Annotated in this window: 16 protein-coding genes and 1 pseudogene; 7 read left to right on the top strand and 10 right to left on the bottom strand. The window is 69.7% G+C overall.

Annotation, left to right across the window (positions count from 1 at the left end; translation table 11 throughout):
• Positions 1-6: 6 nt before the first annotated feature.
• From BR31_RS0107170 to BR31_RS27720, 5 genes and pseudogenes are all read right to left on the bottom strand, one after another.
• Positions 7-468, bottom strand: coding sequence for a VOC family protein (locus BR31_RS0107170; protein WP_027500367.1), 462 nt, complete (start codon positions 466-468; stop codon positions 7-9).
• Between the two features lie 49 nt (positions 469-517).
• The gene (locus BR31_RS0107165) at positions 518-2,215 is read right to left on the bottom strand and encodes a dipeptide ABC transporter ATP-binding protein (RefSeq protein WP_027500366.1); all 1,698 of its coding nucleotides are present in this window, start codon (positions 2,213-2,215) and stop codon (positions 518-520) included.
• The gene (locus BR31_RS0107160) at positions 2,212-3,192 is read right to left on the bottom strand and encodes an ABC transporter permease (RefSeq protein WP_027500365.1); all 981 of its coding nucleotides are present in this window, start codon (positions 3,190-3,192) and stop codon (positions 2,212-2,214) included. Before BR31_RS0107160 ends, BR31_RS0107165 begins: the two co-directional genes overlap by 4 nt.
• Complete coding sequence (locus BR31_RS0107155) at positions 3,185-4,111, bottom strand: ABC transporter permease (protein ID WP_027500364.1); 927 nt, start codon at positions 4,109-4,111, stop codon at positions 3,185-3,187. The genes BR31_RS0107160 and BR31_RS0107155 overlap by 8 nt, the downstream gene beginning before the upstream one ends.
• A gap of 33 nt (positions 4,112-4,144) precedes the next feature.
• A pseudogene (locus BR31_RS27720) lies at positions 4,145-5,751 on the bottom strand (peptide ABC transporter substrate-binding protein).
• A gap of 388 nt (positions 5,752-6,139) precedes the next feature.
• Between BR31_RS27720 and acs the strand changes: the two are divergent.
• Together acs and BR31_RS27715 are read left to right on the top strand one after the other, a co-directional pair.
• The gene (acs, locus tag BR31_RS0107145; protein WP_027500363.1) at positions 6,140-8,080 is read left to right on the top strand and encodes an acetate--CoA ligase; all 1,941 of its coding nucleotides are present in this window, start codon (positions 6,140-6,142) and stop codon (positions 8,078-8,080) included.
• A gap of 228 nt (positions 8,081-8,308) precedes the next feature.
• Entirely contained in the window at positions 8,309-9,496 is a 1,188-nt protein-coding gene (locus tag BR31_RS27715; protein ID WP_051637042.1) for a S1 family peptidase, read from the top strand.
• On the opposite strand, the gene BR31_RS0107135 is transcribed toward BR31_RS27715, so the two are convergent.
• Positions 9,493-10,893, bottom strand: a complete 1,401-nt coding sequence (locus BR31_RS0107135; protein ID WP_051637077.1) for an MFS transporter — start codon at positions 10,891-10,893, stop codon at positions 9,493-9,495. The genes BR31_RS27715 and BR31_RS0107135 overlap by 4 nt on opposite strands.
• A gap of 209 nt (positions 10,894-11,102) precedes the next feature.
• Here BR31_RS0107135 and nhaA point away from each other — a divergent pair, with 209 nt between their 5' ends.
• From nhaA to BR31_RS0107115, 3 genes are read left to right on the top strand one after another with little or no spacing between them, the layout of a single operon-like run.
• Positions 11,103-12,389: a Na+/H+ antiporter NhaA gene (nhaA, locus tag BR31_RS27710; protein WP_081830373.1), complete on the top strand. Its 1,287-nt coding sequence runs from the start codon at positions 11,103-11,105 to the stop codon at positions 12,387-12,389.
• A gap of 2 nt (positions 12,390-12,391) precedes the next feature.
• Positions 12,392-12,925 (top strand): phage holin family protein, encoded by a 534-nt coding sequence (locus BR31_RS0107120; RefSeq protein ID WP_037175924.1) that lies wholly within the window; start codon positions 12,392-12,394, stop codon positions 12,923-12,925.
• A gap of 33 nt (positions 12,926-12,958) precedes the next feature.
• Positions 12,959-13,888: an alpha/beta fold hydrolase gene (locus BR31_RS0107115; RefSeq protein ID WP_027500360.1), complete on the top strand. Its 930-nt coding sequence runs from the start codon at positions 12,959-12,961 to the stop codon at positions 13,886-13,888.
• A gap of 59 nt (positions 13,889-13,947) precedes the next feature.
• Here BR31_RS0107115 and BR31_RS0107110 read toward each other — a convergent pair whose 3' ends face one another.
• From BR31_RS0107110 to nth, 4 genes are read right to left on the bottom strand one after another with little or no spacing between them, the layout of a single operon-like run.
• The gene (locus BR31_RS0107110; RefSeq protein ID WP_027500359.1) at positions 13,948-15,138 is read right to left on the bottom strand and encodes a MarP family serine protease; all 1,191 of its coding nucleotides are present in this window, start codon (positions 15,136-15,138) and stop codon (positions 13,948-13,950) included.
• The gene (locus BR31_RS0107105; RefSeq protein WP_027500358.1) at positions 15,135-15,842 is read right to left on the bottom strand and encodes an NUDIX hydrolase; all 708 of its coding nucleotides are present in this window, start codon (positions 15,840-15,842) and stop codon (positions 15,135-15,137) included. The genes BR31_RS0107110 and BR31_RS0107105 overlap by 4 nt, the downstream gene beginning before the upstream one ends.
• A gap of 14 nt (positions 15,843-15,856) precedes the next feature.
• The gene (locus BR31_RS0107100; RefSeq protein ID WP_037175858.1) at positions 15,857-16,528 is read right to left on the bottom strand and encodes a TlpA family protein disulfide reductase; all 672 of its coding nucleotides are present in this window, start codon (positions 16,526-16,528) and stop codon (positions 15,857-15,859) included.
• 7 nt (positions 16,529-16,535) lie between these two features.
• Positions 16,536-17,216 (bottom strand): endonuclease III, encoded by a 681-nt coding sequence (nth, locus tag BR31_RS0107095; RefSeq protein ID WP_081830372.1) that lies wholly within the window; start codon positions 17,214-17,216, stop codon positions 16,536-16,538.
• Positions 17,217-17,401: 185 nt separating this feature from the next.
• Between nth and BR31_RS0107090 the strand changes: the two genes are divergently transcribed.
• Both BR31_RS0107090 and BR31_RS0107085 read left to right on the top strand, forming a co-directional pair.
• Positions 17,402-17,674 carry a hypothetical protein gene (locus tag BR31_RS0107090; protein ID WP_027500355.1) on the top strand — a complete coding sequence of 91 codons (273 nt, stop codon included), beginning with the start codon at positions 17,402-17,404 and terminating at the stop codon, positions 17,672-17,674.
• 180 nt (positions 17,675-17,854) lie between these two features.
• A complete protein-coding gene (locus BR31_RS0107085) occupies positions 17,855-18,529 on the top strand; it encodes a Crp/Fnr family transcriptional regulator (protein WP_027500354.1) in 675 nt (224 codons plus the stop codon).
• The last annotated feature ends 77 nt before the right edge of the window (positions 18,530-18,606 follow it).

Raw genomic sequence — 18,606 nt, 5'->3', positions numbered from 1 at the left:
TATCGCTCACCCCGCACCCTCGGGGTCGGCCTCCCCGAAGGCGACGCGGCCGTCCTCGTGCACCACAAGACCCGGGTTGTACGCGATCTCCCAGCGGTAACCGTCGGGATCGGTGAAGTACCCGCTGTACCCACCCCACGCCCGCCGGGCGCCCGCCACCAGGACCGTTCCTCCCGCTCGCGCCGCGGTCGCGAGGACGTCGTCGACCTCCCCCTGGCTGCCGACGTTGTGACCGAGCGTGATGGGGGCCCTGCCCTGCTCACCCGCGACAGGCGCCGTCGGGCCTGCCTCCCGAGCCATCTCGTCGACCGACCACAGCGAGAGCACGATGCCGGGCCCGACCTGGAGGAACAGCACCTCGCCCTCGACGTACAACGTCGGCATCCACCCCAGACCCCCGACGTAGAACGCGTGCGATCGAGCCGGATCGACGACGCCGAGGGTGAGCACGCTCAGATGCTGATCCATCCCCCCACTGAACCACGTGCGCGGGCTCGAGCCCGGCCGTTCCACGGCCTCAGACACCCGGCACGAGGTCGCGGCCGGGGATCGCCTCGAGCAGCTTCCTGGTGTAGTCGTGCTGTGGGTTGTCGAACACCTCCACCGTGGTGGCTGCCTCGACCACCCGGCCCTCGCTCATCACCACCACGTCGTCGGCGATCTGCCGCACCACCGCCAGATCGTGCGAGATGAACAGGTACGACAGGCCGAGTTGGGACTGCAGGTCGCCGAGCAGGTCCAGGATCTGCGCCTGCACGAGCACGTCAAGCGCGGAGACCGCCTCGTCGCAGACGAGCACCTCCGGTCGCAGGGCCAGCGCCCGCGCGATCGCCACCCGTTGCCGCTGGCCACCGGAGAGTTCGTTGGGGTACCGCCGCAGCACCGAGCTCGGCAGCGACACCCTCTCGAGCAGGTCGCGCACGATCAGCTCGCGCTCGCCCCTGTCCCCCACGCGGTGGGTGCGCAACGGCTCCTCGAGGGTGCGGTAGATCGAGTACATCGGGTCGAGCGACCCGTAGGGATTCTGGAAGATCGGCTGCACCTGGCGCCGGAACGCGAAGGTGGCCTTCGCGTCGAACTCCGCCAGGTCGCGACCCTCGAACGTGACGGTTCCCGAGGTCGGCTTCATCAGGCCCAGAACCATCTGCGCCACAGTCGATTTACCCGATCCGGACTCCCCGACGATCGCCGTCGTGGTGCCGCGTTCGAGACGGAAGGACACGGTGTCGACCGCCGCGAAGTCGGCGTGCCGCCACGGCGCGCCGCCCCGGATCCTGAACCTCTTGACCAGGTTCGAGGCCACCAGCACGTCACCGCCGACCGTCCCGGTCCCGTCGTCCGCCGCCGCCTGGCCTGCCACCGGGACCGCGCGCGACCGAGCCCGCGCGCGGGCCCTCACGGGCTCGAGTTGCTGCGAGGCCAGGGACGGCGCGGCGGACACCAGTTTCCTGGTGTACTCGTGTCGCGGATCGCGAAGGATCTGGCGGGCGGGCCCGGACTCGACGACCCGGCCGCGGTACATCACCACCAGATGCTCGGCCCGTTCCGCCGCCAGGCCCAGGTCGTGGGTGATCAGCAGCACCGCCGTGCCGAGTTCACCGGTGAGCCCGGCGAGATGGTCGAGGATCTGCCGCTGCACCGTCACGTCGAGGGCGGAGGTCGGCTCGTCCGCGATGAGCAGCTTCGGCCGGCAGGAGAGCCCGATGGCGATGAGCGCACGTTGGCACATACCGCCAGAGAACTCGTGCGGATACTGATCGACCCGACGTCCCGCGTCGGGCATGCCCGCCTCGGCCAGCAGCTCGACGGCCCGCGCCTTTGCCGCCTTCCCCTTCGCGATCCCGTTGGCCGCCAGTGTTTCCGCGATCTGAAAACCTATCTTCCACACGGGGTTCAAGTTCGACATCGGCTCCTGGGGGACCAGCCCGATGCCACGCCCGCGGAGCGTCACCATGTCCGCCTTCGTCGCCCCGACCAGGTCCCGGCCGTCGAAGCGGATCTGTCCCGAGGTGACCTTTCCGGTGCCAGGCAGCAGATCGATGATGGCGTGTGCCACGGTCGACTTGCCCGAGCCCGACTCCCCCACGATCGCCACGGTCTGGCCCGGGTAGGCGGTCAGGCTCACCCCGCGCACCGCGGGTACGGCGTGGCCGCCGGAGCGGAAGTCGACGCTCAGGTCGCGGAGTTCGAGCAGCGGGGGCGGATCGTCGATCATCGTTTCCTCGCTTTGGGATCCAGCGCATCACGCAGGGCGTCGCCGAGCATGATGAAGCCGAGGACCGTCACCGCAAGGGCCGCGGCGGGGTAGAAAATGATCCCCGAACCGGACCGCAGCCTGCTCTGCCCCGTGCTGATGTCCCCGCCCCACGACACCACGCTCGGCGGCAGCCCGATACCCAGGTAGGACAGCGTCGCCTCGGTGACGATGAAGACGCCGAGCCATATCGTCGTCACCACGATCACCGGGCCGATCGCGTTGGGGAGCACGTGCCGCAGCAGGGTGCGGAACCGGGAGACGCCCAACGCCGTCGCCGCGAGCACAAAGTCGTTGCCGCGCACCGAGATGACCGAGCCCCTTGCGATTCTGGCCACGTACGGCCAGGCGAACAGTGCCAGGATCAGCATCACCGTCCAGATGCTCCGGTTCCGGAACAGTTGCATCATCACGATCGCGGCGAGGATCAGCGGGATGCCGAAGAAGACGTCGGTGATCCGGGAGACGATCGCGTCGAGCCTGCCGCCGTAGAAGCCGGCGAGCGCACCGACGGTGCCTCCGATGAGCAGGAAGATCGCGGTCGCGCCGACGCCGGTGAGCACCGAGGCCCGCGCGCCGTACACGGTGCGGGCGAAGATATCGCAGCCCTGCAGGTCGAACCCGAACGGATGCCCGGATCCCGGGCCCCGCATGCTTTTCTCCCCCATACACATTCGGGGGTCCTGACCGGTGAACAGTCCGGGAACGGCAACGACAATGAGGACGAAGAGGATGAGCAGGGTCGAGACGAGGAACATCGGGTTGCGCCGCAGGCCGCGCCAGGCATCGCGCCACATGCTGGTCGGCGGTGAGGCCTCGTCGAGCCGATCGACGCCGAGCACCTCCACCTCATCCGGTCCGGCGACGAAGTAGCCCTGCCCCCCTCGCTCCTCCGGGGATGCGCGATCGGGTGCCGCGGGGAGGTCCGGATCAGGCATAGCGAATCCTCGGGTCGAGCGCGGCATACAGCAGATCCACGAGCAGGTTGGCGACCAGGAACACGACCACCAGCACCGTCACGAAGGACACAACGGTCGGGGCCTCGCCCCGGATCACCGCCTGGTAGATCGTGCCGCCGACGCCGTTGATGTTGAAGATGCCCTCGGTGACGATCGCGCCCGCCATCAGCGCTCCGAGATCGGCACCGAGGAAGGTGACCACCGGGATCAGCGAGTTGCGCAGGATGTGTACCGCCACCACGCGGCGACGACTCAATCCCTTGGCGGTGGCGGTACGGACGTGATCGGCGTCCTTGTTCTCCGCCACGGACGTCCTGGTCAGCCGCAGCACGTACGCGAAGGACACCAGGCCGAGCACGAAGGCGGGCACCAGGAGCCTCGAGAACCCGGCATCGGCACCGACGGTGACCGGGGCGATCCCCCACTTCACGCCGAGGAAGAACTGGGCGAGGAAGCCGATCACGAAGACGGGAACCGCGATGATGAGGAGGCTGAGCACCAGCAGGGTCGCGTCGAACGCCCTTCCCTTGCGCAGGCCGGCGATCACGCCGAAGAAGATGCCGAACACGGCCTCGATGACGATCGCCATGAACGCGAGCCTGATCGTGACCGGGAAGGCCCTGGCCAGCACGTCCCGCACCGGCTGGCCGGAGAACGAGGTGCCGAAGTCGAGGGTGAAGATGCCTTTGAGGTAGAGCAGGTATTGCACGACGAAGGGCCGGTCGAGGTGGTATCGCTCGCGAAGCTGGTCCGCCACCGCGGGGCTGAGCGGCTTGTCGCCCGCGAGCGCCTGGATGGGGTCGCCGGGGATCAGGAACACCATCGCGTAGATGAGCAGCGTCGCCCCGATGAACACGGGGATCATCTGCAGCAGTCTCCGCCCGATGTACCACCCCACCAGGTCACTTCCTTCCGGCCGTGCGGCACGGCGTCAGGACTTCTTGATCGCCTCGTACATGGGCAGGCCGTTCCAGCTGATCTGCACCTCGCTCACCGCCTCGGAGTGTCCGGCGGCCGCGATGTAGTCCCACAGCGGGAGCACGGGCAGGTCACGGAGCAGGATCTCCTGCGCCTGCCCGGCGAGCGCGAAGGACTCCTCCTGTCCGGCTGCGGCCTCGGCCCTGCGGACCAGGTCGTCGAACGCCGGGTTCGAGTAGTCCTCGTCGTTCGAGCCGGCACCGGTCACGAACTGCGGCTCGAGGAACTCGAGGATCGACGGGTAGTCGCCCTGCCAGCCCGACCGGAACGCCGACCCGATGGTCCGGTTCGTGATCTCGGTCCTGATCTGTTGAACGTCGGATACGGCGCGCCGACCGCGTCGATACCGAGCGTGTTCCTGATGCTGTTGGCGGCCGCGTCGACCCACGCCTGGTGTCCGCCGTCGGAGTTGTAGGCGATCTCGAACCGGCCGCTCCACGGGGAGATGGCGTCGGCCTGCGCCCACAGGGCCTTCGCGGCCCCCGCGTCGTACTCGAGCGCCGTGACGCCGGGCAGGTTCGCGTTGAACCCGGGCAGCGAGCTCGCCGTGAAATCGCGCGCCGGCGTGCGCAGGCCCTGGAATATCTGCTGGGTGATCTGCCCGCGGTCGATCGCCCGCGACAGTGCCTGCCTGCGCAGACCACCCTCCGGCCCGGCGAAGTGCGGCAGGTCTCCCGGGATGCCGATCTGCCCGTTCTGCGCGGTCGGGGCCTCGAGGGCGCGGCCACCGAGGTCGGCCCTGAAGGTGCTCAGTGCGCTCTCCGGGACGGTGTCGAGGACGTCGAGGTTGCCGGCCTGCAGATCCGCGTAGGCGGTGTCGAGCGAGCTGTAGAAGACGAAGCTGATGCCGCCGTTGTTCGGGGTCCGGTTGCCCCGGTAGTCGGGGTTCGGCACCAGGTCCAGCTTGACGTTGTGCTGCCACGCGTCGCCGTCCGCGAACTCGTAGGGGCCGTTTCCGACCGGCCGCTGACCGAATGCCGCCATGTCGAGGAACGCCACCTCGGGCAGCGGATAGAACGGTGTGAAGCCGAGCCGCAGCCGGAAGTCCGCGGTCGGCTGCTTGAGGTCGACGGTGAAGGTGGTGTCGTCGACGATCTTGAGCCCGGACATCGTCTGCGCGGTCGGCGGGCCGGCTGCGACCTCGTCGTAGCCGACGATCGGCTCGAAGAAACTGGACTGCAGCTGGGCGTTCGTCGAGAGGGCGCCGTAGTTCCAGGCGTCGACGAACGACTTCGCGGTGACCGCTGTCCCGTCGGTGAACGTCCAGCCGGGTTCGATCTTGATCACGAACGACTTCGAATCCGTGGTCTCGATCGACTGGGCCACCTCGTGCTGGATGTTCCCCCGCGCGTCGTAGGACTCCAGTCCGGCGAAGAGACGGTCGACGATGCGTCCGCCGCCGTTCTCGTTCGTGTTGGTCGGGATCAGCGGGTTCTGGGGTTCGCTGCCGTTGGCCGTGACCATGTCGCTGCCGCCGCCGGAGGTCGATGAGCACGCGGACAGCACCAGCGCCCCGGACAGCGCGAGCGCTGTCAGTGCGGTCAACCTGTGGAACTTCAAGAGTCGCCTCCTGTTCGTTCACACCGAGACGCCGACGTCGACCGCGCCGGGTGGGCGCGGCGCGCACGCGGCCGACCGTGGATGCCGCGAAGAGTAACCACCGGGCGTCCGGGTGTCTGGCGATTGTCTCGGTCGGGACCAAGTCGTCGGGCAATCGCAACGCCTCGGATACCTGGCGGAACGATCTGTCACCGCGCGATCGCGCGCGGCCTGTCCCCCCGTCAGGACCGTTCGTCGCCCACCTCGACCGTCGGTCGCGCGGAGACGACCGATCGCCGCAGATCCGAGGGTTGCAAGCGCCTGCAACGATGCGCCCACCGGGACATGTGACTACCCTCACAAAGGCGCGAACAGCGCCCAAGGATCACCGAAAGAGGGCACGGGCGACATGACCAGTACCGCCGATACCAACGCAGCCGAGCACGCGACGAGCTACCCGCCGAGCGCGGAGTTCGTCGCGACCGCGAATGCCGGGCCGGAACTCCAGGCCGCAGCGGATGCCGACCGGCTGGGGTTCTGGGCCGACCAGGCTTCGCGTCTGCACTGGCACGAGCCGTGGAGCCAGGTCCTGGACTGGTCCGACGCCCCGGTCGCCAAGTGGTTCGTCGGCGGCAAGCTCAATGTCGCGTACAACTGCGTCGACCGGCACGTCCAGGGCGGCCACGGCGACCAGGTCGCCATCCACTGGGAGGGCGAGCCGGGCGACAGCCGCGACGTCACCTACAACGACCTGCTCGCCGAGGTGAGCAGGGCCGCAAACACTTTCACCGAGCTCGGCCTCGTGGCAGGCGACCGCGTCGCCATCTACATGCCGATGGTGCCCGAGGCGATCGTCTCGATGCTGGCCTGCGCCCGGCTCGGCCTGACCCATTCGGTGGTCTTCGCCGGTTTCTCCGCGTCCGCGCTGCGGTCGCGGATCGACGACGCCGAGGCCAAGCTAGTCATCACCACCGACGGCCAGTGGCGCCGCGGCCAGGCCGCCCCCCTCAAGACCGCCGTGGACACCGCGGTCGACGGAGCGGAGTCCGTCCAGAACGTGCTGGTGGTCAAGCGCACCGACATCGACGTCGAGTGGACCGAGGGCCGCGACCTCTGGTGGCACGAGACGGTGGCCACGGCCTCGCCCGAGCACGAGGCACAGGCCTTCGACGCCGAGCACCCGCTGTTCATCCTCTACACCTCCGGCACCACGGGTAAGCCCAAGGGCATCATCCACACCTCCGGCGGCTACCTCACCCAGGCGTCGTACACCCACCACAACGTCTTCGACCACAAGGCGGGCAAGGACGTCTACTGGTGCACCGCCGACATCGGCTGGGTGACCGGACACAGCTACATCGTCTACGGGCCGCTGTCGAACCGGACCACGCAGGTGGTCTACGAGGGCACCCCGAACTCCCCTGACGAGCACCGGCACTTCAACATCATCGAAAAGTACGGCGTCAGTATCTATTACACGGCACCGACGCTGGTCCGTACCTTCATGAAGTGGGGCCGCGAGATCCCCGACGCGCACGACCTGTCCTCGCTGCGGTTGCTGGGCAGCGTCGGCGAACCGATCAACCCCGAGGCGTGGCGCTGGTTCCGTGACGTGATCGGCGGCGGGCGCTGCCCGATCGTGGACACCTGGTGGCAGACCGAGACCGGCGCCATCATGATCTCCCCGCTGCCCGGCGTCACGGCCACCAAGCCGGGCTCCGCGATGGCGCCGCTGCCGGGCATCTCCGCGAAGATCGTCGACGACGACGCCAAGCCGCTCGGCGCGGGAGGCAACGGCTACCTGGTGCTCGACCAGCCGTGGCCGTCGATGCTGCGCGGCATCTGGGGTGACATGGAGCGCTTCAAGGACACCTACTGGTCCCGGTACGCCGTGGAGGGCTGGTACTTCGCCGGGGACGGCGCCCGCTACGACGAGGACGGCGACCTCTGGGTGCTCGGCCGGGTGGACGACGTCATGAACGTCTCCGGCCACCGGATCTCCACCTCCGAGGTCGAGTCAGCGCTGGTCGGCCACCACAGCGTCGCCGAGGCCGCGGTGGTCGGCGCGGCCGACGAGACCACCGGCCAGGGCATCGTCGCCTTCGTGATCCTGCGGGAGGGGGCCGAGAACACGGGCGAGACCCTGATCGCCGAGCTCAAGGTCCAGGTGTCGACGGAGATCAGCCCGATCGCCCGGCCGCGCCAGATCACCATCGTCCCCGAGCTGCCGAAGACCAGGAGCGGCAAGATCATGCGGCGACTGCTCCGCGACGTCGCCGAGGGCCGCGATCTGGGTGACACCTCGACGCTGGTCGACCCCAAGGTGTTCGACGCGATCCGGGGCAAGTAGCCCTTCACCGCCTCACCACCGACGGTGCCCCCGTGCGACTTGTTCGCACGGGGGCACCGTCGTCTCCGGTGTGTGGCCCCGCCGGCGGCCGCCGCGCACCTTCCCGGCCGTGCCGGATTGGCCTACCATGGGTCCGTCAGCGATGGCCCACAGTCCCATTCATGACGAGTGCCGAGCCGAGTGACGCTCACGGGTTAGCCGCGGGTCCGAGCTCGAACGGAGACCGTCATGCCCGATCGGCATCGGCGAACGAGGTTCGCCGCCATACTCGTGCTGCTGCTCGCGGCGCTCATCGGCTCCCCCGCCGTCGCGCTGGGCGACCAGGACTCCCCCGAACGTCCCGTGCCGAGCCAGGAGCAACGCGCGGCCGCGCTCGTCACCCCGTCCGTCGTCCTGGTCAAGGCGGAGGCCAGGGGCTGGGTCCGCTTTCCCGACGGCCCGCCGATCAAGGTCGACCCATTCGTAACAGGCTGGCGCTGTAGCGGATTCGTCGTCAACCCGGATGGCTGGGTGGCCACGGCAGGCCACTGCGCCGAGGGCGCCCGCGAGGCACTCCTGCGTACCGCCGTCGACTGGGCGGTCCACGTGATCCCCACCCTCGATCCCGCGCTCGTGACCGAGACCGCCCAAGCGAACTGGCGGGTCGAGGGTGACGAGCCGGGCTCGCCCCCCTCGCTTGCCATGACCGTGATCGCCGGTGGGACCGCCGACGGCGAGGCACTGGGCGCGGAGGTCGCCGGCCTGGTGCCGCTCACCGAGGGGGACGTCGCGCTGCTCAAGGTCCAGCGGGGCGGCCTGGCCGCCGCGGAGCTGAGCACCGACACCGGCGTCGACCTCGGCACCCCGGTGGTGTCGGCCGGTTTCCCCGGCACCACCGACACCGCGGCCGAACCGACGCTGCGACCGGTGGTCGCGGGCGGCGAGATCAACGCCAAGAAGGCCACGGGGACGGTCCCCGTCTACCAGACCGACGCGGAGGTGTCCGAGGCCATGAGCGGAGGCCCCACCGCAGACCTCAAGGGAGTGGCGATCGGGGTGAACAGCGTCGGAATCCACGGGCAGACACAGCCGTTCGCCTTCGTCGCCCCGGCCCGCGGCCTCACGGACCTGATGCGGGAGAAGGGCGTCACCCCGGCACTCGGTCCGGCCGACACCGCCTACCGCGCGGGGGTCGAGCACTACTCCGACGGGAACTACACCGCCGCCATCGCCGACTTCGACCAGGTGCTGTCCCTCGCACCCGGCTATCCGGGGGCTGCGGACCTCCGGACCAGCGCCGAACAGGAGCGGGATCGGTACGGCGACGCGGCGCCGTCGGACTCGGGCCCCAACTGGTACCTGCTCGGCGCCCTTGCGGTGCTGCTCGCGGTGGGTGCGGGCGCGGTGGTGGTGATCCGGCGGGCGGATCAGGCCTAGAGCTCGGCCCCGCGCTGATCGAGCTCGGGCGCGTCCAGCGAGGCGTCCTTGGTCTCGCGCATCACCAGCAGCGCGATGAACGTCAGGGCGCTCGCCGCCAGCAGGTAGATGCCAACCCACCCGACGCCGTAGCTGGTCGCGAGCCAGGTCGCGATGAACGGCGCGACCGCCGCACCCAGGATGCTCGCCGTGTTGTAGGCGATGCCCGAGCCGGTGTAGCGCACATTGGTCGGGAACAGCTCCGGCAGCACCGCGCTCATCGGACCGAAGGTGAAGCCCATCAACACCATTCCGATGATGAGGAAGACCAGCATGCGGGCGTCGGTCATTTTCTCGGGGTCCAGGGTCACCGAGAAGGTCAGCCCGAAGACCATGATCGCGCCGGTGGTGACCAGCAGGGTGATGCGCCGCCCGTACCGGTCCGCGAGCCAGCCTGTGACGGGCACGCCCGCCGCGAAGAACAGCACGGCGATCAGCTGCAGCACAAGGAAATCCGAGTACTTGAAGCCGAGACCCGTGCCCCCGGCGGCAACGGTCTTGCCGGTGCCGTAGCTCAGCACCCAGGTGGTCATGATGTAGAAGAGGGTGTAGGTCGCGAGCATCACGAAGGTGCCGATGATCAGCTGGCGCCAGCTCGTCTTGAACACCGTGGCCAGCGGGGTCTTGACCTTCTCGCCGCGCTCGACCGCGCGCGCGAACACCGGGGTCTCCTCCAGCTTGAGCCGGACGTACAGGCCGATGATCACCATGATCGCGCTGAGCAGGAACGGGATTCGCCATCCCCAGGTCAGGAAGGCGCTGTCCAGATCGGGGTTGGCGTTGTCGTGGCCCATGAACAGGGTGATGATCAGGAACAGGCCGTTGGCCAGGAAGAACCCGATCGGCGCACCGAGCTGGGGCCACATCGCCGCCCATGCCCGCTTGCCGGACTTCGCCGTCTCGGTCGCGAGCAGCGCCGCGCCGGACCATTCGCCACCGAGCCCGAGGCCCTGGCAGAAGCGCATCAGGGCCAGCAACGCCGGGGCGATCAGCCCGACCGAGTGGTACGTCGGGAGCAGGCCGATGACGAACGTCGCGATGCCCATGGTGAGCAGCGATCCGACCAGGGTGGCCTTGCGGCCGATCCGGTCGCCGTAGTGGCCGAACACGATCGAGCCGAGCGGACGGGCGACGAACGCGAGACCGAACGTGGCCAGCGAGGCCAGCAACGCGGTGGTGCCGTTCCCCTTGGGGAAGAACAGGTGCGGGAAGACCGAGACGGCCGCTGTCGCATAGATGTAGAAGTCGTAGAACTCGATCGAGGTACCGATCATGCTGGCCACCACGATCCGACTGCGGGGCACCGCATCCTTCGCGGCGACCGCCTCGTCGACCAGCACGTCCGGGGCTTTGCTCATCCGATTCTCCTGCACACCTGTTCCACGGAATGGACATCCGCCGCCCAAACCTCAGGAAGCAGATCACCCCCGCCGTTTCCGGGGCAATCCAGCGCGAGGTGTTTGCGCCGAGCGGTATCAAGATCGCGTTAAGCTGCTAGCGGAGCGCCGGGAAGTCTGGTCGGCACATGGCACACCTGTACGCCCGCGACCATCTGGAGAAGCCTGACGTGATCCAACCGCTCCGCTCCGAACTGACCCGGTATCTGCGCACGGAGACCGTCGGCGGGTCGATCCTGCTCGTGGCGGCCGCCGTCGCCGTCATCTGGGCGAACTCCCCGTGGGCCGACGCATATACCGCCCTGCGGGACTGGCAGGTCGGGCCGAGCGCGATCCACCTGAACCTGAGCCTGAACACCTGGGCCCAGGACGGCCTGCTGGCGGTGTTCTTCTTCGTCGCCGGCCTCGAACTCAAACGCGAACTGGTCGTCGGCGAGCTGGCCGACCGCAAGAAGGCCCTGCTGCCGATCATCGCGGCGGTCGGCGGCGTGATCCTGCCCGCGCTGATCGCGCTCACGGTCGGCTGGGGCACCCCCGGCATCGAGCAGGCCTGGGCCATCCCGGTCGCCACCGACATCGCCTTCGCCCTCGGCGTGCTCGCGCTGACCGGATCGAGGATCCCGGCCAGCGCCAGGGTGTTCCTGCTCAGCCTCGCGGTCGTCGACGACCTGCTCGCCATCATCATCATCGCCGCGCTGTTCACCACCTCGATCGCGATGCTGTGGCTGCTCGGTGCGGTCGCCTGCCTGGCCGCCTACGCGTACGCGCAGCACCGGAGGATCACCACCCCGCTGCTGTACGTCCCGCTGGCGCTGCTCGCCTGGTACTCGATGCACGAGGCGGGCATCCACGCCACCCTCGCCGGCGTCGCCCTCGGCTTGCTGACCAGGGTGCGCAGGGACCCGGGCGAGGCGGAGGCCCCCGCGACCCGGCTCGAGCACCGGATCCAGCCGTTCTCCGCCGGGTTCTGCGTGCCGGTGTTCGCCCTGTTCGCCTCGGGGGTCCCGCTGGGCCGCGAGGTCCTCGAGTCGATGTTCACCGACCGCATCGCACTGGCGATCATCCTCGGCCTGCTCGTCGGCAAGACCGTCGGCATCTTCGGCGTCTCGTGGGTCGCGGTCCGGCTGGGCCTGGCCACGAAGCCGGGAAACCTCGGCTTCCGCGACATGTTCGCGCTGTCGGTGCTCGGCGCGATCGGGTTCACCGTTAGCCTTCTGGTGGCCGAACTCGCGCTCGAAGGAGCCGAGGCGGAGACGGCGAAGGCTGCGGTCCTGTTGACCTCGCTGACGGCGTCACTGATCGGCTCGGCGCTACTGTTGCGCCGGGGGCGCGTCCACCATGCGCGCGCCAACGCGGCCGGTTCCGCGACCGGTCAGAAACGACCACACTCCGGCGAGCCGGAGGACGACACACTCCGGCGAGCCGGACGACGACACACTGGAGGGGCGCAGACGTGAGCATCAGTGACCGCAACGGCGACAGGTACGACCGGCTGACCGGGGACGGGGTGCCGAACACCATCACGTCGATCCCGCTCACCGATGTCGATGCGCACGCCCCCGGCACCGCCAGCATCGGGAACCTGGTCAAGGACGCGACCACGCAGGTCTCCACCCTGGTCCGCGCCGAGGTGGCGCTCGCCAAGGCCGAGGTGACCAGCGAGGTCAAGAAGGGCCTGCAGGGCTCGCTGTTCTTCATCCTCGCCCTCACCGTCCTGCTGTTCAGCTCCTTCTTCTTTTTCTTCTTCCTCGCCGAGACCCTCGCCGTCTGGACGCCGCGCTGGCTCGCGTTCCTGATCGTGTTCCTGCTGATGGTGGTCGCCACCGCGGTGCTGGCGCTGTTCGGCTACCTGCGGGTCCGCAAGCTCCGGGCCCCGGAGAAGACCATCGACTCGCTCCGCCAGGCCGCGACGGTGCTGCCGAACGCCGCGGAATCGAGCTACAAGCACGGCGACTACACGCCGGGCGAGTACGCCCGCCGGACCGCCCCCTAGCGCCGGCGTCGAACCGAGAGCATCACCCTTCCCGTGACCTACCCGGATCCCTCCACAGTCCGATTCGACGGCCCGTGGCAGCACCGCGACGTGCACGCCAACGGCATCCGCTTCCATGCGGTCGATGCGGGCCCGTCCGACCCCGGCGCACCGCTGGTCGTCCTGCTGCACGGATTCGCCGACTTCTGGTGGTCCTGGCGCCACCAGCTGACGGCCCTCGCGGACGCCGGCTACCGCGCGGTCGCGTTGGACCTGCGCGGCTACGGGGACAGCGACAAGCCGCCGCGCGGATACGACGGCTGGACCCTGGCCGGTGACGTCGCCGGGCTGATCCGCGCCCTCGGCCACACCGAGGCCACGCTCGTCGGCCACGCCGACGGCGGCCTGGTGTGCTGGGCGACGGCGGTGCTGCATCCCCGGCTGGTCCGGTCGATCGCCCTCGTCAGCTCGCCGCATCCGATCGCGCTCAAGCGGTCAGTGCTGGCCGACAGGGCCCAGCGGTCCGCCTTCCTGCCCGCGTTCCTGCGCTGCCAGCTGCCGTGGCGGCCCGAGCGAGTGTTGACCAGGGACGACGGCGCCGAGGTCGAGCGGCTGTTGCGCGGGCGGTCCGGTCCGGAATGGCCGCAGACCGAGGAGTTCGCGGAGGTGGTCGAGCGCGCCAGGTCCGCGGTCCAGATCCCTGGCGCCGCGCACTGTTCGCTGGAATACCAGCGCTGGGCGTTCCGCAGCCAGTGGCGACCGGACGGCCGCCGGTTCATGAAGGCGATGAACCAGGTGATGACCATCCCGGTGCTGCAGATCCACGGGGACCAGGACCCCTACGTGCTGGCCGCCGCCCTGCGCCGGGACACCCGATGGGCCCCGGGGCGACGCCTGCACACCGTCGCGGGCGCAGGCCACTTCGCCCACCAGGAGCGACCCGCCGAGGTGACCGCCGCGCTGACGGAGTTCCTCACCCGCTGACGCCTGTGAGTCCTTCTGGCCCGCACGTGGGCCAAAAGGACTCACGGGCGGCGAAGCCGCTAGAGGATGCAGCCGCCCGTGTTGACCGCGCTGCTCGCCGCGGAGGCCGCAGACAGCTGGCGCGAGACCTCCTCGGCGGTGAGCACGAAGCCGGTGTCGCTGTTGTCGACGGCGGCGCCGAACACCACGCCGAGGACCCGACCCTGCTCGTCGACGAGCGGCCCGCCGGAATTGCCCTGGCGGATCGAACCGCGCACCGTGTACACCTCGCGCTCGACCTCGGCGGCGCGGTAGATGTCGGGGCCGGTCAGGTCCAGGGTCTCGCGCACCCGGGCCGCGCTGGCCGTGTACGGACCGCCACCCGGGTAACCGAGGACGATCGCGCTGTCCCCGCTCCCGGCCGGCTCGGGCGCGAACGGCAGCACCGGGGCCCGCAGGCCGGGCACCGCCAGAACCGCGACATCCACGGCCGGATCGAAGAGCACCACCTCGGCGTCGAGCGGCCCGTCCGCTGTGTCCACCGAGACCCCGGTCGTCCCCGCGACGACGTGCGCGTTGGTCATGACGCGCTCCGGCGACACCACGAAACCGGACCCCTCGAGCGCGCGCTGGCAGCTCGGTGCCACCCCGCGCACCCGCAGCACGCTGGTCTGCAGTCGCTGCGCCACGGGACTGCGCAGCACGCCGGGGTCGGGCGCGTCGACGACGGCGATCGGGGTGCGGCCGAACGGACCGATCACATCGGGCAGGCCTGAGGTGTCCAGCAGCGCCGAGAACTCGTCCGGCAGCCTGCGCATCCAGCTCGGGGCGTACTCGTCCACCTGCGTCAGGACCCGCGACCCGCGCACCGCGCTGGCGACCTCCGGTTGCGAGGACGCGGTCAGCGGGATGGCCAGCAGCCACGCGGCGACCAGGACGGCGGTGCATTGCAGGCCTGCGCCGATGACGCTGTCCACCGACCGCGCGACCGGGCTGTGCATGCCGCCCCTCGCGGCGCGGCCGAGCACCATGCCCGCGACCTCGCCGACGACCACCAGCACGACGATCAGGGTGATGCCCGCGAGCACGCGCATCCGACCCTCGTCGACGTGCACCAGCACGTGCGGCGCGATCAGGATCCCCGCGACCGCACCGAGCACAACGCCGAAGAAGGCGAGCGCGGACGCGACCGCCCCGTGCCGCCACCCTGACGTCGCCGCCAGGATGGCGATCGCGAGGATCGCGAGGTCGATCCAGGCTGAACCGGTCATCGGTCGTGTACCTCCACGATCCCCGCGTCCACCTCGGCCAGCGCGACCTCGAGGTCGCGGATGTCCGATCGGTCCCACTCGATCTCCCAGCCGGAGATCGCGATCAGCCCGGCCAGCACGCCCGCGGTGAAGCCCCACACGAGCATGTCGTCGACGAGGAACGCCGGGCCCTGGTAGCCGAGCCGGTGCCGGACCTGAAAACGGTTGTCCGGGTCGAGCAGGGTGCGCATCGGCACCCTGGCCACCCGCTCGGTCTCGGCGAGGTCCACCGCCCGGACCGGGGTCGGGCGGTCCCAGTACCCGATCACCGGCGTGACGTCGAAGCCCGAGGGCGGGACGAAAATTCCAGGGAGCACCGCGAGGGTGCGCACCCCGGCCGGGTCGAGCCCGGTCTCCTCTTCCGCCTCCCGCAGCGCGGTCCCGACGGGCCCGTCGTCCCCCGGATCGCTGGCGCCGCCGGGAAAGGCGATCTGGCCGCCGTGCTGGCGCAGGGTGGAGGCGCGCTGGAGCAGCAGCAGGTCGGCGTCCTCGGGCAGGCCACCGACCGCGATGGGATCGGCCTCGGGGGACCCGCCGAAGAGCACGAGCACCGCTGCCTCGCGCGCCGCCACGCCGCTCGGCGCCCGCCGCAGCAACACGGGGTTGACGGAGTTGGATTCCGACGGCGGCAGCGTCGAGACCCGACGCAGCCATTCTGGCGGCAGGTGGTTGGTCTCGCTCACGCGCTCACGCCCAGCTTCTCGCGCACCGCGTCGGCGATCTGGTCGGCGCTCTCGAACGGCACCGGCAGGACCCCGGCCACGGTGCCGTCGGCCCGGACCAACACGGTCACGGGCAGCACGTTCGGAGCCCCGACGGCCGCGGCGATCTTGCCCGTGCCGTCCTGGACCCCCGGCAGGTGCACGCCGAACTCGGTCAGGGCGGACAACGCATTCCCTTCCTTCGGGTCCTGGTGGACGGTCAGCACGGTGACGGCGTCTCCCGCGCGCTGCGAATACTCCTGCAGGGCGGGCAGTTCCCTTGCGCAGGGCCCACACCAGTAGGCCCAGAGGTTGACCAGCGCGGGCTTGCCAGCCAGCGCGGCACCGACGTCGATCCTGCCACCGTCGGAGAGGCACTCGAGCCCGATCCCGGCCAGCGGTCCGGCCGGGACCGCACCGGGCGTGGGAGCCGGGCAGGCGCTCAGGGCCGCTTCGGCGCGCACCCCGGCCAGCGCCTCGGGGGTGTCGCCCGCCGCCCGCTCCTGCGGCGCAGCGGTGGGGACGCCGTAGTCGGCGTAGCTGCGCGAGCCGGTCTCCTCCGAGTCGCCGCGCGGCCAGATCGCGACGATCAGGGCCGCCACCACCACGAGCGCGGCCAGGCTCCATCGGCCGGTGTTCGACAATCGCACGTTCAGCTCACCGACCCGCCAGCTCGAGCAGATGTTCGGTCTCGGGGCCCTTCACCAGCGCGGCCGCCGCCACCGGATCGGTGACTCCGATCCCGTAGGAGGGACAGTCCTTGGCCAGCAGGCACACCCCGCAGGCCGGCTTCTTCGCATGGCAGACCCGGCGGCCGTGGAAGATCACCCGGTGCGAGAGGTCGGTCCACTCCTTGCGCGGGATGAGTTCGCCGACCGCGCGCTCGACCTTCACCGGGTCCTCCTCCTGCGTCCACCCCCACCGCCGGACCAGCCTGCCGAAGTGGGTGTCGACGGTGATCCCCGGCACACCGAACGCGTTCCCGAGCACCACGTTGGCCGTCTTCCTGCCGAAGCCGGGCAGCGTCACCAAACTCTTCAGGTCGCCGGGGACCTCGCCGTCGAACCGTTCGAGCAACGCCTGCCCTAGCCCGATGATCGAGTTCGCCTTGTTCCGGTAGAAGCCGGTGCTCCTGATGTACTCCTCGAGCTCCGCTCGGTCCGCCTCGGCGTAGTCGCGGGCGGTGCGGTAGCGGGCGAATAGTGCTGGCGTCACCTGGTTAACCCGCACGTCAGTGCACTGTGCGGACAAAATGGTCGCCACCGACAGCTCGAGCGGTGTGGTGAAGTCGAGTTCGCAGTAGACGTGCGGGAACGCCACGGTCAGCGTGCGGTACATCCGGCGTGCCCGGCGCACGAGGCCGAGCCGGGTCTCCTCCTTCGCCGGTCGCACGGTCGGCGCCGCCCCACGCGGGGCCGGGGTCTGCGATGCGGTGGTGGACACCGGACCAACTCTACGGACGGTGCCAAACGGAACTGGACATCGTTTCGCTTCTGAGACAAACGCCGTGTTTACTACCCGGTATGCAAGGACTGGCTGTGGTGCTCTTCCCAGTGCTGCTCATTCTTTTTGCACTGGCAATGGAGCGGGTGGAGTTCCGGCTGCGCCGGCTGACCGTGCGCGAGCAGGAGGTCCAGGAGTTCCTGGACAAGGCGAGTCATGCCGACGTCGCCACCCTGGCCAACGAGGGCCTTCCCCGGGCGCTCGCCCGGTTCCACCTCCGCCGCAAGCGCGGCGCCGAGGACGAGGACGACGACGAATCGCAGGCGCAGGCGCAGGAACAGCGCGCCAGCTGACCCCTTCCGGAGTGTCGGACCCTGTTCGGCGTGCGACGCGTGGCGTCGGTCACTAGTCTTCGACGTCGGGACGATAGACTTCCATCGAGTACTCAACGATAGGTCGACGCGAACGTGCGTCGATCACGTCGGGGGAGACCACACGATGGCGTCCCCCAACGACCCGAAGAAGGAGCACACGTGGACGAGATCCTGGCCAGAGCCGGAATCTTCCAGGGAGTCGAACCGTCGGCGGTGGCCGCGCTGGTCAAGCAGCTGCAGCCGGTCGATTTCCCTCGCGGGCACGTGATCTTCAACGAGGGCGAGCCCGGTGATCGGCTGTACATCATCGTGTCCGGCAAGGTGAAGCTCGGACGCCGCTCCCCCGACGGTCGCGAGAACCTGCTGACCATCATGGGCCCCTCCGACATGTTCGGTGAGCTCTCGATCTTCGACCCGGGCCCCCGCACCTCCACCGCAACCACGGTGACCGAGGTCCGCGCCGTGCAGATGGACCGCGACGCCCTGAAGTCGTGGATCGATCAGCGCCCCGAGATCGCGGAGCAGCTGCTGCGCGTGTTGGCCCGTCGCCTGCGCCGCACCAACAACAACCTCGCGGACCTGATCTTCACCGACGTCCCCGGCCGTGTCGCCAAGGCGCTGCTGCAGCTCGCCCAGCGCTTCGGCACCCAGGAGGCCGGGTCGCTGCGCGTGACGCACGACCTCACCCAGGAAGAGATCGCCCAGCTGGTCGGCGCCTCCCGCGAGACCGTGAACAAGGCGCTCGCCGACTTCGCGCACCGTGGCTGGCTGCGGCTCGAGGGCAAGAGCGTGCTGATCTCCGACTCGGAGCGCCTGGCCCGCCGCGCGCGGTAACCCACAGCGACAACAAATCGGCCATCCCGTCATGCGGGGTGGCCGATTTTGCGTTGCGGCCCCTTCATATAGGCGCA

This window comes from Rhodococcus sp. UNC363MFTsu5.1 (genome assembly GCF_000686785.1).
Taxonomy (GTDB): Bacteria; Actinomycetota; Actinomycetes; order Mycobacteriales; family Mycobacteriaceae; genus Rhodococcus_G; species Rhodococcus_G maanshanensis.
Note: the sequence above shows the minus strand (reverse complement) of the source record. Positions and strands in the feature narration are given on the sequence as shown.